Below are 14691 nucleotides of genomic sequence, written 5' to 3'. Positions count from 1 at the left end.
GACTATGGGTTTAAACTGGTTTAGAGTTCCAAAAGACATCGTATTTGGTGAAGGTGCATTATCTTATTTAGCAGGCTTAGAAGGCAAAAGAGCGACCCTCGTAACTGGGGGAAGCTCTATGAAGCGCAACGGCTTTTTAGACGAAGCCAAAACGCAACTTGAAAAAGCGGGCATGGAAGTTTCAATTGTAGACGGCGTAGAGCCAAACCCTTCTATTGAAACTGTTGTACGCGGCGGCAAGGAAATGGCAGAATTCGGTCCGGATTGGATTATTGCAATCGGCGGCGGTTCGGCACTAGACGCAGCCAAAATCATGTGGGTGTACTACGAGTACCCAGAGACAAAGTTTGAAGATTTGGTTGCGGGTAAATTCCCTAAACTCAGAACAAAAGCGAAATTTATCGCCGTACCTTCTACAAGTGGTACTGCTTCTGAAATTACAGCGTTCTCCGTTATCACGGATACTGAAAACCACATCAAGTACCCGTTGGTGTCTTACGAAATGACACCGGACATCGCGTTACTCGATGCAAATATTCCGGCTAAAATGCCTGCACACATTACGGCAAACACCGGTATGGACGTTATGGCACATGCCGTTGAGGCGTGGGTGTCATCAGCTGCAACGAGCTTTACAGACCCATTGGCATACGAAGCTATTCGACTTGTTTTCGAACAATTGCCAGTGGCGTATGAGGAGCCGACAAACATCAAAGCACGTGAAGACATGCACAACGCGTCTGCACTTGCAGGGATGGCATTTACAAATGCGTCTCTTGGTCTCGTACACAGTTTGGCGCATAAAATCGGCGGCGAATTCGGCATCACACACGGTCTTGCCAACGCCATCTTAATGCCTTACATTGTCGATTACAACAGAAAAGGCACTGACAAAGTTGAAAAGCTCGAAAAACAACTTGGTATTGACTGTTTAACAGAGGCTTTACAAGCACTGAACAAACAAGTGAACATTCCGTTAACCCTTCGTGAAGTAACAGAAGTTGAAATCACTGAAGAGAAGTTTAACGAAGTCCTCGAAAGAATGAGCAAAAACGCTTTTGAAGACCCATGTACGTTGACAAACCCTAGAAAATCATCTCCAGAAGATGTGCGCAAGATTTACGAATGTGCGTTCTACGGCAAGTCGGCATTAGAGATCTAAATCCAAGCGATTGGATAATACCTTAACGGTCTCCCCGCTAATGGCGCGTCGGTTGTAGAAACCACTTTACGCACCGAATTTCGGCATGTACTGCTGCAATTTAAAGTTAACTTTTTAACGATGCGCCCTGAGGCCGGTAAGTTATTATATATGAGAGACGGCATAGTCCACGTATGACCGAACTCTCAATGTACAACACAAACCTTTACTCTGTGATACAAAAACGCCCGATTCGTCGGGTGTTTTTGTTTTTTGAGCGCAGGCTTACAGTGTGTAAGTCCAGTTGGCGTCAACAATGTCTTGACAGCACCTAAAATTATATGTTTTAATATAAAGAAACTATGGAGGGTTCAGTGACAAAAGGACAAGTTGAATCGAAGATTAGCGAGGCGATGAGTAAGTTTGAAATTGAACAAATGGGGAGGGGCCCTGAAAAAATCAAGACGGTGATCCAAGGGGATTTAATTGTCGTGAGGTTAAAGGGGTTTCTCAGCACTGCTGAAAAAAATCTGGCACAGACGAAGGAAGGGGTAGAGCTGATTAAGAAGCATCGAACCGCTTTGTTTGAAAGTGCTATAACGCGCCTAGAAGCAACGCTTAGAGGCGTTATTGACGTCGAGATTGTATCGACGTTTTCTGATGTCAGCACACGTACCGGCGAGAAGATTATCGTCTTTGTCTGTGCGACTTCAGTTGAAAACTTCATCGACGCATAACAATCAGTAGACTGTGGAAAGGGCTTCGGCCAGTTGCAGAGCAGACCGGTAAAATTTTTAATTTTACCGGTTTTTCTTTTGGGGACGGTTCTTTTGTGCCAGAATCCTATATATTTTACCATTTATGGGTTTTGTGGACGGGGCTTTGCCTTTGGGCAATAGAGTTGGGAAAAAATTCTTGTCTATGATGCGATGAGGGGTCGGCGCAGTTCTCCGAATGGGTCTGTTGTGCAGATGAGGTTTTGATGGGGTGGTGTTTGTTTGGATTAGAGTGTTTAGAAAGGATATGCGATTTGAGAAAATGGTTAATGGTTGGCGTGGGCGCCTTGATGATGCTGTGTTTGGGGACGGTGTACAGTTACAGTGTTTTCAGACCTGAGGTGGCGGCTTTTTACGGTGTGAACAGCACCTGGAGCGGTGTGCCGTATATGACGGCGCTGGCAAGTTACGCGCTCTTTATGTTTTTAACGGGTCTATGGGGACATCGGTTCAGTGCGCGCTCGGTGATGGTGGCTGGAAGTGTGATGGTGGGTGCCGGATGGCTTTTGTCGAGTCAAGCGCAGACGATTGTGCAGTTAACGGTGACCTATGGCGTCGTTTTAGGCGCAGGGGTGGGCGTTGTGTACGGGGTGCCGATTATGGTTATGGGGCAGTGGTTCGGTGAGAAAAAAGGTCTTGCTACGGGGATTGTGCTGGGCGGTTTCGGCTTGTCGCCGTTGTTGACGGCACCGGTGGCGAAGGCGCTGCTCACGGTGTATGGTCTCCACGACACTTTCTTTATGTTGGGCGTTGGGTTTTCGGTGATTCTTGTGGCCGGCGCGCTCTTCTTTGTCTACAAAGAGAAGCGGACTCGAAAGCGTGCGCCGCTCAGCGCGCTGGTAAAACAGCGGACATTTAAAAACCTATACTGTTGTTTTACCATTGCGACGATGATCGGCCTTCTCGTCGTCGGTTTGACCACGCAGGTCGGAGAGACTTATTTTTCTGAAGGGTACATTTTGACGCTACTTATGAGTCTGTTTGCGGTGTTTAACGGCTTTGGCCGACCGCTTTTCGGCGCTATTTGCGACCGACTGGGGGTGGTTCGCGCCATGCGCTTGTCGCTGGGACTGATTGCCTTCGCCACGGTCTTAATGGTGTTGCCAATTCATCATAAAGCGCAGTATATCGTCGCTTTTAGCTTGTACTGGCTGAATCTGGGAGCGTGGTTGGCCATAGCGCCCATGGCTACTGTGAAGGCTTTTGGAGAGACTTATTACGCCACTTTCTACGGCCTAATATTTACGGGGTACGGCGTCGGCGCACTGGCAGGGGTTACACTTTCAGGGGTGCTGTACGACCGATTTGGGTCTTTTGACAGCGTGTTCGTACTGATTCTGATACTGTCGGTAGCAGGCCTGTTTCTCACAAGGCAGTTTTCAAAGGTCTACGGCACTGAAACGCCGTTTTCTTAATTGACAGACAGATCTTATTTTGATATGATAAAGCCCTTCTCAAAAATTCATAAGGAGGGCACAATGATTGAAGTTGAAAATCTTTCAAAAGCATTTCGAGTTGCCAAAAGACGAAAGGGGTCTCTCTTTCGGCGAGACTATCAGACTGTTGAAGCCGTAAAAGAGATCTCTTTTCGCGTCGACCAAGGCGAAATGGTGGGGTATATCGGCCCTAACGGCGCCGGCAAATCCACCACCATTAAGATGATGAGCGGTATTTTGTTGCCGACGTCTGGAAGCTGTCACATTTGCGGACGCATTCCCTGGGAATCCCGGATGGAACACGTCGGGAACATCGGGGTCGTGTTCGGACAAAAGACACAGCTTTGGTGGGACGTACCGGTTATCGACTCTTTTTCACTCTTAAAAGACATCTATCGAATAGACGATGCGGATTACCGCCGTACATTCGATGAACTCATTTCCACCTTAAATCTATCTTCTCTATTAAATACCCCTGTAAGACAACTGAGCCTCGGGCAACGGATGCGCTGTGAAATTGCAGCCTCTTTAATCCACAGCCCTAAAATTCTGTTTTTAGACGAACCGACCATTGGCCTCGATGCAGGTGCGAAGGTTGCCGTAAGACAGTTTGTTCAAAAACTCAATAAGGAAAAGGGCACTACGGTGGTGCTCACTACGCACGATATGAACGACATTGAAGCGCTGACAGATCGGCTGATTTTAATTGGAAAAGGTCAGAAGTTGTACGACGGCAGCATGGGGCAGATGCGTGCTAAACACATGCACTACAAGGTGCTTGTCGTCGACCACGACTATTGCGACGCGCCTATTGACATCGAAGGGTGCACTGTTGACCGCGCGACGCCTTATCAAGTGACGCTTACAGTTGACGTTCGCAAAATCAAAATGCCCGAGGTTATACAGGCAGTGAGCCGCTGCCGGAAAATTGTGGACTTGTCCGTGGACAGCCAACCGATTGAAGAGATTGTTTTAAACCTATACAAACAGTACGAGGTGCTGTCATGAACACCTATGGCAAGATTTTCAAGCTGCGTTTTTACCATAGCCTCCAGTACCGCGTCGCCGCCCTTGCGGGGATTGCCACACAATTCTTTTGGGGGCTGATAACGCTCATGGTGTTTATGGCGTTTTACGGTGCTAAAGAAACTGTGGGCGGGTTCAGCAAGGGACAACTTGCCACATACCTATGGCTTCAACAGGCGTTTTTAGTCTTTGTCATGCTTTGGATACGGGACAACGAGCTCTTTGAATCCATACGGTCGGGCAATATCGCCTACACGCTGTGTCGGCCGATTTCTATTTACCGTTTTTGGTACGTCAGGCTCCTTGCAGACCGCGTGTCCAAGGGGGTGCTCAGGTCTTTACCGATTTTAGTGATTGCGTCCTTTTTAAACGCGCCGTATGCCTTAAAAGGGGCGTATTCGGTGGGGCACTTGGCGGCTTTTGTTGTGGCAATGGGGCTGGGATTGCTGATTACGGTGGCGATTTCGATGTACGTCTACATTTCGGTTTTCGTCACATTGTCGCCAATGGGATCGCTCTTAATTTTCGGTACAATCGGCGAGTTTTTTTCGGGGCTTATCCTACCGATCCCTCTAATGCCCGAGGGGCTTCAGAACTTCCTTTACTTTTTGCCTTTTCGCTATATGGCGGATTTTCCATTTCGCGTGTACAGCGGTCACTTGACAATGGACGAAGCGTTGGTGGGCATCGGCCTACAATGTTTCTGGCTGATGCTCCTATGGACGAGCGGCGAATGGCTAATGCGGCGCGCCATGAAGCGCCTAGTGGTTCAAGGAGGTTGATATGAAGCTCTATAGTTTGTACGCAAAAATGTGGTTGAAGTCCCAGATGGTCTATAAGAAGTCCTTTATCCTACTGTGCATTGGGCAGTTCTTTGTGCCGTTTTTTGTCTTTATAGGTATTGTCTTGTTGTTTCAACGTTTCGATACGATACAAGGGTTTTCGTTTGAAGAAGTGGGCCTTCTCTACGGTACGACGCATATGGCTTTCGCCATTAGCGAGTGTTTTGCCAGGGGCTTCGACAGTTTTTCCAGACTGGTCACCAGTGGCGATTTCGACAGGGTTTTGCTCAGACCTGTATCGACGGTGACACAGGTGCTGGGATCGCGGTTTGAGTTTACGCGTATCGGCAGGTTGGTGCAAAGTCTTATCGTCCTCGGCATCGTTCTCAGACGCGCAGAGATCGCTTGGACACCCCTGAAAATGATGGCGATGCTTTTTATGGTGGTAGGGGGAATCGCTATTTACAGCGGCATTATGATGGTTTTCGCGGCATTCTGCTTTTGGACAATAGAAGGGCTTGAAATCGCCAATATATTCACAGACGGCGGCAGAGAGATGTCGCAATACCCGCTGTCGATTTACGGCAAGGGCATTCAGCGCTTCTTTACTTTTGTTATTCCGTTTGCCGCGGTGAACTACTTGCCATTGGGCTTTATTTTAGGCTCTGAAGGCTACAACAGCGTATTCTATGCCGTATTGCCACTTGTCGGGCTCTTGTTTCTACTCCCGTGTAGAGCCATTTGGGCATTTGGCGTCAGACATTACAAGTCAACAGGGTCTTAATGGACAACAGGGTTCTTCCAGATGGAAAAAATGGAAGAATCCTGTTTTTTATGGCACAAAAGAACCGTCCCCCTAGGCACGTTGATTGTTTTAAAACAAATAATCACTCTGGTGAACAAGCCTCTACCTAAGTGTTTATAAGTGTTTAACAAGGGTAAATAACAGTTGGAGGTGACCATATGCTTATGACATGGGAACAGAGTTTGGAACTGGGTGTGCCTGAAATGGATAGAGAACATAAAAAGTTGGTGGCACATGCGAACAAGCTCTTTGAAGCGATAAAAAACAAAGGCAGCGACGGCGAAATCATCGACTTGCTCAAGTTCTTAGCGCGTTACACCACGGAGCACTTTGACCACGAAGAACGGTTTCAGAAGAAAATACAGTACCCGGATTTAAAGGCACACCATGTAATACATGAAGAGTTTAAAAAGACGGTTAGAGACATGCTTAAAGAAGTGGAAGAGAACGGCTTAACGGTTAAAATGAAAATAGATATCAATACCTTGACCATTCGTTGGCTCCAAAACCACATTGGTGTGGACGATAGAAAAATCGCTCGTTATTATTTAGCCAATCGCTAGAGACTCTGTTGCAGCGCGAGGTCGATGAACTGACTTGCCGGCGACCCAACAAAAGTAGAGACTGTGCATTTTTGCACAGTCTCCGTTTTTATCTAAGTCCCATAATGGTATCTATGTTAATTAGAATAGCCAAAGAGACAAAGCTCTAAAGTTCTTGCATAATTTTATCAAAATCGTTGAGGTTGTCGTTGGTGCGCTTGAGCAAGACATTGGAGCTCTCGGCGAGCTTACCGACTTCCTGTGCCACTACGGCGAAACCGCGTCCGGCTTCTCCGGCGCGAGCAGCTTCTATGCTTGCGTTAAGTGCGAGCATCTTCGTTTGAGAGGCAATGCTCGACAGACCTGAAATGTTGCTTTTGAACTCGTCATAAGCGCTGATTAAGGCTTTTACAATATGGTCTTTTTCATTGGTAGCAGTGGCAATTACCAGTGCACCTGCTATACTGCCATCTACTTCAAAAGGGGCACAGAGCGCAGTGAATTCAGTACCGTAAAGAGACTTAGGCACTGTTACACGTTGTATCTCACCAGTGTCGAGGCAGGCTCTAATCGGGTCGGCTACCGGAATGGCGTCGCCGGCTTTTATAGAAAGTTTTAGCGCCTTGCTGGGACTATAGGCCTGAATATGCGATAAATCGCTCCTGTAGTAGGCGAGGTCGACGTCGAGCAAATGAGACACCAACTCGATGGCACCGGTCATTTGTTCTATTGCTTCTAATGTGTGTACTTTCATTGGAAATCCTCCTGAATGATCTGACAGTTATCGTGAACCATTTTGACTTTGACAACAAGCATTGAGCCGAAAGTCTTCTCGAGAGTGCTTAACGCGAGAAGGCATCGACAAAATACGGTTTGGCGCGCTTAAAGCACATCCAATGTTATTATACCCAATTGATTGTAATATTCACGATTTGGTTGACTTTAACTGGCAATCTTTATATAATGAGTTGACGTAGACAGCGGTTCGTAGAAAAGGTAACAGAACCGCTTAACAGAATGATTTGAGAGGTGATAAACGATGAATAAAATTGACAGCTTTACAGTGGACCACATTCGTTTGAAAAAAGGCGTTTATGTTTCTAGAATCGACCATATAGGCAGTGAGATATTAACCACATTTGACATTAGAATGAAAAAGCCCAATCGCAAGACATTGGAGAACGGCGCAATTCATACATTGGAGCATCTGATTGCCACTTACGTGCGCAACGACGAGACTTTTTCTCAAAAGGTCGTTTACTTTGGCCCAATGGGATGTTTAACCGGCATGTACCTCATCGTTCACGGCGCGTACACATCAAAAGAAATTTTGCCGCTTCTCATACGGGCGTTTGAATTCGTCGTAGGCTTTGAAGGGGCGATCCCAGGCGTTTCCGAAATCGAATGCGGTACTTATAAGTTGCACGATTTAGAAGGGGCGAAGGCGGAAGCCAAAGCGTATCTCGACGTGCTGAAAAACGCTGATGACAGTTGTTTAAATTATCCTGAGTAGGGGGACCATATGAAAATTGGAATTATAGGGGCTATGGAGCTCGAAACAGAGCTTTTAAAAGCCATGATAGCAGATAAAATAGAGACGACTGTAGCGGGCCTTGAATTTTGCAGCGGTGTGATTAAGGGCTGTGACGTCGTCGTAGTAACCTGTGGCATAGGAAAGACGAATGCGGCACTCTGTACGCAAATTCTCATTTCGACTTACGATGTTACCCATGTGGTGAACACCGGTGTTTCCGGTGCAATCCTCAGTACGCTGGAAGTGGGCGACATCGTCGTTTCGACGGACTGCATGCACCACGACTTCGACTGTACGGGATTCGGCTATGAACACGGCATTATCCCGCGTATGCCCCATTCCGTGTTTAAGGCTGACGAACAGCTGATGACGCTTGCGTATGAAGCGGGTTTAAAAACAGCTGATTCGTTTAAAGTTTATAAAGGGCGCATTGTCAGTGGCGATCAATTCGTTTCCTCTATGGCGCGTAAAACCTTTATAGAAGAGACTTTTAGCGCCTATACAACGGAGATGGAAGGGGCTTCTATTGCACACACCTGCGATGTCAACAGCGTACCGTTTGTCATTATTCGCTCGATGTCGGACAAAGCGGACGGTTCAGCGCATGTGAACTTTGATACCTTTGCTCAACAAGCCGCAAAGAACTCCGTTAAAATTGTATTGACAATGCTCGAACAACTGGTGGGCTAAGATGAAGCGCCTGCTTAAGGACAGTGGCGGTGAGTATCGAGCGCGCGCCATGTCCTACGTCAAAGCCACACTCGTTGTGGCTTTTTTTAATGAGCTCTACTTCTATCCTTTTGAATCCCCTTTTAGGTTTTCGGCGTCGATTATTGTTCTCAATGTATTGCTTCTGATGTTCGATAAACTCAAACCCCACGTGTTGGCTATTGGTGCAGGGCTTGCGATTCTCTTGGGGCGTCTCGTCATCGGCGGGTTGTGGGCGGGGATGGCATACCCCGTCGTCTTCCTCCCATCGCTAATTTACTACGGGGTCTTCGGCGGTTTGCACAGTTTACAGCGGCGGAGAAAGTGGCTGGCAACCGGTGTGGCATTTGTCGCCATTGACGCAATAAGCAATATGACGGAAGCTTTTGTAAGGGGCACACTGGATTTTAAACTCTTTCAGTTCGTCGTCCTAACAGCTGTTCTTCGGACTTTTGCGGCGCACTTAATCGTTTATTTTGTCGCGCGTCAATCGGCGCTTCTCAACACGCAGGCCCATCAGAAGCGGTACAACGAAATGAACATCATATTTTCAAATATTCAAGCGGAAGCGTTTTACTTAGAGAAATCCGCCCACGATATTGAGCGGTTAATGAAAGAGAGCTATGCACTTTACAATGCGCTGAGTGGTTCCTCTGAATACGCGGGGATGGCACTGGACATTTCCCGGGGGGTGCACGAAGTTAAAAAAGACTATTTGAGGGTGCTGTCCGGTCTTACCAAGTTTTCAGAGAACCATCAGACACAGCAGGTTATGCCGCTCAAAGACGCGCTGTCTATAGTGCGTGCCAACACAGACGCACTGTTGGAACACCTCGATTTGCCACATACGATTGACGTTCGATACCATCGGAACGGCAGGGGCACTTTGAGTGAACCCTACGCTTTTTTCACAGTGGTCAACAACCTCATTATCAACGCAATAGAAGCGGCGCGACGCCCTGTGGTCATCGATGTCGTGGTTTCAGTGCACGGCACTGGTTTAAAAATTTACATTGCAGACACCGGAGACGGCATCGATGCCGATATTCTTCCACTTATTTACACGCCAGGTTTTACAACAAAGTTTGAAGAGGGTACTTCGTCTGGAATGGGGCTGTCACACGTCAAGAGTATCGTCGAACGCTTTACCGGAACCATAAAAGTCGACAGTCGACCAACCAAAACAATTTTTGAAATTCAAATCCCTAATTTTGTTCAGAGAGGAGAACGCGGACATGGCCAATAAGATAATGATTGTAGACGACGATCCGGCAATTGTGAAAATGTTATCGATGATTATTGAACGCGAAGCCTTAGGAGAGGTCGTCGGTTGCTTGCGCACTGGAGACGGTGCTTCTGAAGAAATTGAGTTTTTGCGCCCCGATATCGTTCTCATCGATTTGCTCTTACCGCATACGGACGGCATTCAAATTGTAAGGCAACTGAAAACATGCGGGTACAAGGGAAAATGTGTGATGATTTCCCAAGTACAGGATCAGCAGATGATTTCTATGGCTTATCGCGAAGGGGTGATGTTTTTCATATCAAAGCCCCTCAATGCCGACGAGGTGGTGAGTGTTGTAAAAGAAGCGTTAAGAGTATCGGCACTGGAAGCATCGGTTTCTATTATACGGTCGGCCATTATGCCAGGGGCGCCATCAGAAGCGCCGAGCAAGGTGGCGTCTGTAGACACTGTTGAACAAGCCATGCAAAAGGCATTCTCTGAGCTCGGCATTGGATCCGAAACCGGCATAGATCATCTCCGCGACACCTTACTTTACATTTGGCGGAGTAAATTAAAGCACCGATCACATGGGTATCAGTTGCAAGATGTGTATCGGGCAATTTCACCACAAATGCCCGCACGAACAGTTGAGCAGCGCATTCGGCGGATTATTTTAAAGGCTTTTTACAACATAGCGGAAATTGGGTACGACGACTATTACCATCCCGTATTTCAAGAATATGCAACGCTCCTCTTTGATTTTAGGCAGATTAAGATGGAAATGCGTCGTATAGGCGGTGAGAGTGTTGTCAAAGGAAAAATCAACACGCGCAAGTTTGTCGATGGATTAATGGCTAAAATAGAGCGGGACATTTCTAATGATTAATTGTCGAAAACTGTAGCATGGCGTAGCACCTTGTTAAACTATTGTTAGATGCAATTTAAATTTAAGCAAATTGCAATTGACGTACAAATTAACGAGGGGGTTCATATGCTAATTCAATTAAACATGATACAAATGGCGGCAGTTTCTGTAATAGTTCTGTATTTAGGCAAGTGGATCAGAAGTAAAGTAACGTTTTTCGACACGTATTGCATACCGGCACCGGTTATCGGGGGACTTATCTTTGCGTTGACGACATTGACATTGAAAAGTTTTGGCATCTTGGAATTTTCAATGGATACAACCTTACAAGACTTTTTTATGATTGTGTTTTTTACAACAGTGGGGTACACGGCTTCATTTAAAATGCTTAAAAGCGGTGGTAAGGAAGTGGTTCTATTTTTAATCATCGCAACGGTACTCATCGTCTTTCAGGATTTAATCGGCATCTTTCTCGCTCGCGTCTTCGATTTGAGTCCCATGATGGGATTGGCGACAGGGTCTATTCCGATGACAGGCGGACATGGCACTTCTGCTTCAATGGCCAAGGTGTTTGAAGCACACGGTGCGGCAAGTGCAGCTACGATAGCAATGGCAGCAGCAACTTTTGGGTTGATTGCCGGTAGCGCTATGGGCGGCCCATTGGCTTCTAGATTGATTCGCAAGCACGATTTAAAGCGGCAGTCGGAAATCATGCCCGGGGATACCGAATTAGAAGTCGTTGAAGACAAAGCGGCCTTAGCTGTGACGGCACAGAGCCTTTTATCCGGTATGTCGGCCATATTAATTGCCATGGGTCTCGGTACCGTACTCTCTGCGCTTCTTCAAAAAACGGGGATGAGTTTTCCGCCTTATATTGGGGCAATGGCAGCGGCGGCAATTTTGAGAAATGTTACAGATGCTGTACGCGGTATTGAACTGAAACACTACGAGATTGAAATCTTCGGCAATGTGTCGCTCTCGTTGTTCCTATCTATGGCTTTGATGGGACTGAAGCTATGGGAACTTGCGGATCTAGCGCTTCCTTTTGTGGTAATGCTCGTCGGTCAGTCGATTCTCATGGGCGCTTTTGCCTACTTTATAACCTTTAATGTTATGGGCAGGGATTATGACGCCGCTGTTATGGCGGCCGGACACTGCGGCTTCGGCATGGGTGCGACGCCTAATGCCATCGCCAACATGGAAGTGGTCTCTTCAAAACATGGTTTCAGTTACAAAGCGTTGTTTATTTTGCCGTTGGTAGGGAGTTTGTTTATCGACTTTATCAACGTCAGTGTCATTACATTTTTCGTCAATTTGTTTTAATGGTTAACGGGTTTAGATAACTGCCGACATAAGACGCAGTCAAATAACTTCCCCATGCAGTAGCATACGCACCTACCTGTATGTTTACCACAGTCTTATTAATCGGCGTTTCTAGCAGGATTTGAACTCTTACGAGGTCAAATCCTGTTTTTTTGACAACAAGATTTGAGCCGAAAAGCTTACCGCGACTGTTCAACGCGGAAAGCTGTCAGCGAAAAGCGGTTAGGGATGCCGGAGGCATTACTCATGTTGTTTGACAACAAGATTTGAGCCGAAAAGCTTACCGCGACTGTTCAACGCGGAAAGCTGTCAGCGAAAAAAGGTTAGGGATGCCGGAGGCATTACTCATGTTGTTTGACAACAAGATTTGAGCCGAAAGGCTTACCGCGACTGTTCAACGCGGAAAGCCAGTTTTTTGAAAGAAAAATCAGTTTTTTGAGCGAATGTATTTCGAAAACCGAAATAAAAGCGTATAATAGAGACGTGGCAAACTTAAAATTGGAGGTGCATTATGAAACCATTAGAACTGGATACTTTTTATGATTTTACTTATTTATCGGGCCTAAACTTTAATGAAAGCGGCTCGTACGCGTTGTTTCACAAGCATGTAGCAGACGTTAAAGAAAATGCTTATAAGAGTGACGCGGTGCTGCTTTCTTTTAAAAACGGCGCACCGGAGACGCAAACATTGACGCATTCCGGCAAAGTCGGAAAGGCGCACTGGCTTAAGGACGACCGTACGTTGATATACGCTATGGCGGGGACAGACGCAGAAAAGAAGCAACAGCAAGCCGGCGCACCGGAGACATTTTTCTACGCCATTTCAGCAGAAGGGGGCGAGAGCTACCCATATATGACGGTGCCGGCGAAAGTTGTCGACGTAAAAGCTTTGGGGGATGACGCTTTCTTAATGCTCGTCAGCTACAGACCACTTTACGACGCGTATACGGAAGCGGATGAAGCAGAGCGTCAGAAAGTTCTAGAGAGTTGGAAAGAAGAAGAAGACTACGAAGTGATCGAGGAAATCCCATTCTGGTCCAACGGCGGAACGTACACGAGGGGCGCACGTACGCGGCTCTGTCATTTTAACAAGGCAACCGGGACTTTACGCTACTTAACAGACGCGAACACAGCGGTGTCTCAGTACGACTACAACGAGGATACGGGGACTGTGCTTGCCGTGGGTAGAACGTATACAGAGAAGATGCCTATAAAGAGTCGACTTTTTATGGGGTCGTTGACAGATGACTGTTTAAAGCCGATTACAGATGAGACCTATGCGATTTACTGTGGGTTCGCTATGACTTCGGAGACGGTAGTCTTTGTCGGTCATGACGGTCAAAAGCACGGTTTAAATCAAAATGCTATTTTTTACACATTAAATGTCAAAAGTGGTGTTATTGAGCCGTTGCTCGATATTGAAGAGATGACTTTTGGGAACACAGTTGGCGCCGACGTGCGATATGGTGGGAAACGGTCGGTGAAGCGCAGTGGAGAATGGCTGTATTTTATTTCCACAGAAAGGTACCACGCGTATTTAAACCGCTTGCATGTGAACGGTCAATTTGAACGCGTAGTTGAAAAGGCAGGTACGGTTGATGATTTTGACTTGTCCGGTGACCAGCTTTTGATAACGGCGATGAGAGGCAACGCCCTCGCCGAGATTTTTCAGGTCAACGCTGGGGAAGAGAAGGCATGTACTTCTTACAACACTTGGTTGAGTGCGTACTCTTTATCGACGCCTGAACACATGACCGTCGCTACGGCAGAAGACGTCACTGTAGACGGCTGGGTAATGAAACCGATTGGTTACGAAAAAGGCAAACGCTACCCCGCCATTTTAGATATCCACGGTGGGCCTAAAACAGTTTACAGCGATGTTTTTTACAATGAGATGCAGTACTGGGCGAATCAAGGGTATTTTGTCTTCTTTGCAAATCCTAGAGGGTCAGACGGAAAAGGCAATGGTTTTTCAGATATTAGGGGACAGTACGGTTCCATTGACTACAGCGACTTAATGGCATTTACCGATCAAGTGCTGGAAGACCATCCGGAAATCGATGAAGCCCAACTCTTTGTCACCGGCGGGTCTTACGGTGGGTTTATGACCAACTGGATTATCGGCCATACAGACCGGTTTAAAGCGGCAGCTTCACAAAGAAGTATTGCCAACTGGTTGACCGAATACGGTGTAACCGATATCGGCTATTACTTTGTGCCCGACCAAACACAGGCGACGCCGTGGAAAAATTTCGAAGCGCTTTGGGCGCAATCACCGCTCAAGTACGCCGATCGCGTTAAAACACCTACGCTCTTTATTCACTCAGATCAAGATTACAGATGCTGGATACCAGAGGCGTATCAAATGTTCACAGCGCTTAAAGACCACGGTGTGCCATCAAAACTCTGTGTCTTTAAAGGGGAAAATCACGAGCTCAGCCGCAGTGGCAAACCGAAACACCGCTTGAGACGGATTCGAGAAATTACAGAGTGGTTTGACCAGTATAGAGGGTAGCACTTTGTTGCGC

Annotated in this window: 14 protein-coding genes; 13 read left to right on the top strand and 1 reads right to left on the bottom strand. The window is 46.9% G+C overall.

Features of this window, described 5'->3' with window-relative positions:
- The first annotated feature begins 4 nt into the window (after positions 1-4).
- The 7 genes from ACR6HW_RS02605 to ACR6HW_RS02575 all read left to right on the top strand — a co-directional run bounded on the left by ACR6HW_RS02605 (position 5) and on the right by ACR6HW_RS02575 (position 6529).
- Positions 5-1162: an iron-containing alcohol dehydrogenase gene (locus ACR6HW_RS02605; RefSeq protein WP_455729614.1), complete on the top strand. Its 1158-nt coding sequence runs from the start codon at positions 5-7 to the stop codon at positions 1160-1162.
- A gap of 353 nt (positions 1163-1515) precedes the next feature.
- Positions 1516-1878 carry a Na-translocating system protein MpsC family protein gene (locus ACR6HW_RS02600; RefSeq protein ID WP_455729613.1) on the top strand — a complete coding sequence of 121 codons (363 nt, stop codon included), beginning with the start codon at positions 1516-1518 and terminating at the stop codon, positions 1876-1878.
- A 293-nt stretch (positions 1879-2171) separates the two neighbouring features.
- The gene (locus ACR6HW_RS02595; protein ID WP_455729612.1) at positions 2172-3332 is read left to right on the top strand and encodes an MFS transporter; all 1161 of its coding nucleotides are present in this window, start codon (positions 2172-2174) and stop codon (positions 3330-3332) included.
- A gap of 63 nt (positions 3333-3395) precedes the next feature.
- Positions 3396-4361, top strand: coding sequence for an ABC transporter ATP-binding protein (locus tag ACR6HW_RS02590; protein WP_455729611.1), 966 nt, complete (start codon positions 3396-3398; stop codon positions 4359-4361).
- Entirely contained in the window at positions 4358-5161 is an 804-nt protein-coding gene (locus ACR6HW_RS02585) for an ABC transporter permease (RefSeq protein ID WP_455729610.1), read from the top strand. The genes ACR6HW_RS02590 and ACR6HW_RS02585 overlap by 4 nt, the downstream gene beginning before the upstream one ends.
- Before the next feature lies 1 nt (position 5162).
- Positions 5163-5945, top strand: coding sequence for an ABC transporter permease (locus tag ACR6HW_RS02580; protein ID WP_455729609.1), 783 nt, complete (start codon positions 5163-5165; stop codon positions 5943-5945).
- Between the two features lie 179 nt (positions 5946-6124).
- Positions 6125-6529, top strand: coding sequence for a bacteriohemerythrin (locus ACR6HW_RS02575; RefSeq protein ID WP_455729608.1), 405 nt, complete (start codon positions 6125-6127; stop codon positions 6527-6529).
- A gap of 145 nt (positions 6530-6674) precedes the next feature.
- On the opposite strand, the gene ACR6HW_RS02570 is transcribed toward ACR6HW_RS02575, so the two are convergent.
- Entirely contained in the window at positions 6675-7262 is a 588-nt protein-coding gene (locus ACR6HW_RS02570) for a methyl-accepting chemotaxis protein (RefSeq protein WP_455729607.1), read from the bottom strand.
- A gap of 285 nt (positions 7263-7547) precedes the next feature.
- Between ACR6HW_RS02570 and ACR6HW_RS02565 the strand changes: the two genes are divergently transcribed.
- The 6 genes from ACR6HW_RS02565 (at position 7548) to ACR6HW_RS02540 (ending at position 14678) form a co-directional block, all read left to right on the top strand.
- Positions 7548-8021: an S-ribosylhomocysteine lyase gene (locus ACR6HW_RS02565; RefSeq protein WP_455729606.1), complete on the top strand. Its 474-nt coding sequence runs from the start codon at positions 7548-7550 to the stop codon at positions 8019-8021.
- A gap of 9 nt (positions 8022-8030) precedes the next feature.
- Positions 8031-8732, top strand: coding sequence for a 5'-methylthioadenosine/adenosylhomocysteine nucleosidase (locus ACR6HW_RS02560; RefSeq protein WP_455729605.1), 702 nt, complete (start codon positions 8031-8033; stop codon positions 8730-8732).
- 1 nt (position 8733) lies between these two features.
- Complete coding sequence (locus ACR6HW_RS02555) at positions 8734-9996, top strand: ATP-binding protein (RefSeq protein WP_455729604.1); 1263 nt, start codon at positions 8734-8736, stop codon at positions 9994-9996.
- A complete protein-coding gene (locus ACR6HW_RS02550; RefSeq protein ID WP_455729603.1) occupies positions 9986-10861 on the top strand; it encodes a DNA-binding domain-containing protein in 876 nt (291 codons plus the stop codon). The genes ACR6HW_RS02555 and ACR6HW_RS02550 overlap by 11 nt, the downstream gene beginning before the upstream one ends.
- A 105-nt stretch (positions 10862-10966) precedes the next feature.
- Entirely contained in the window at positions 10967-12163 is a 1197-nt protein-coding gene (gene gltS, locus ACR6HW_RS02545; RefSeq protein ID WP_455729602.1) for a sodium/glutamate symporter, read from the top strand.
- 511 nt (positions 12164-12674) lie between these two features.
- A complete protein-coding gene (locus ACR6HW_RS02540; RefSeq protein WP_455729601.1) occupies positions 12675-14678 on the top strand; it encodes an alpha/beta hydrolase family protein in 2004 nt (667 codons plus the stop codon).
- Positions 14679-14691: the final 13 nt, after the last annotated feature.

The sequence above is a fragment of the Fusibacter sp. JL298sf-3 genome (assembly GCF_053842995.1).
Note: the sequence above shows the minus strand (reverse complement) of the source record. Positions and strands in the feature narration are given on the sequence as shown.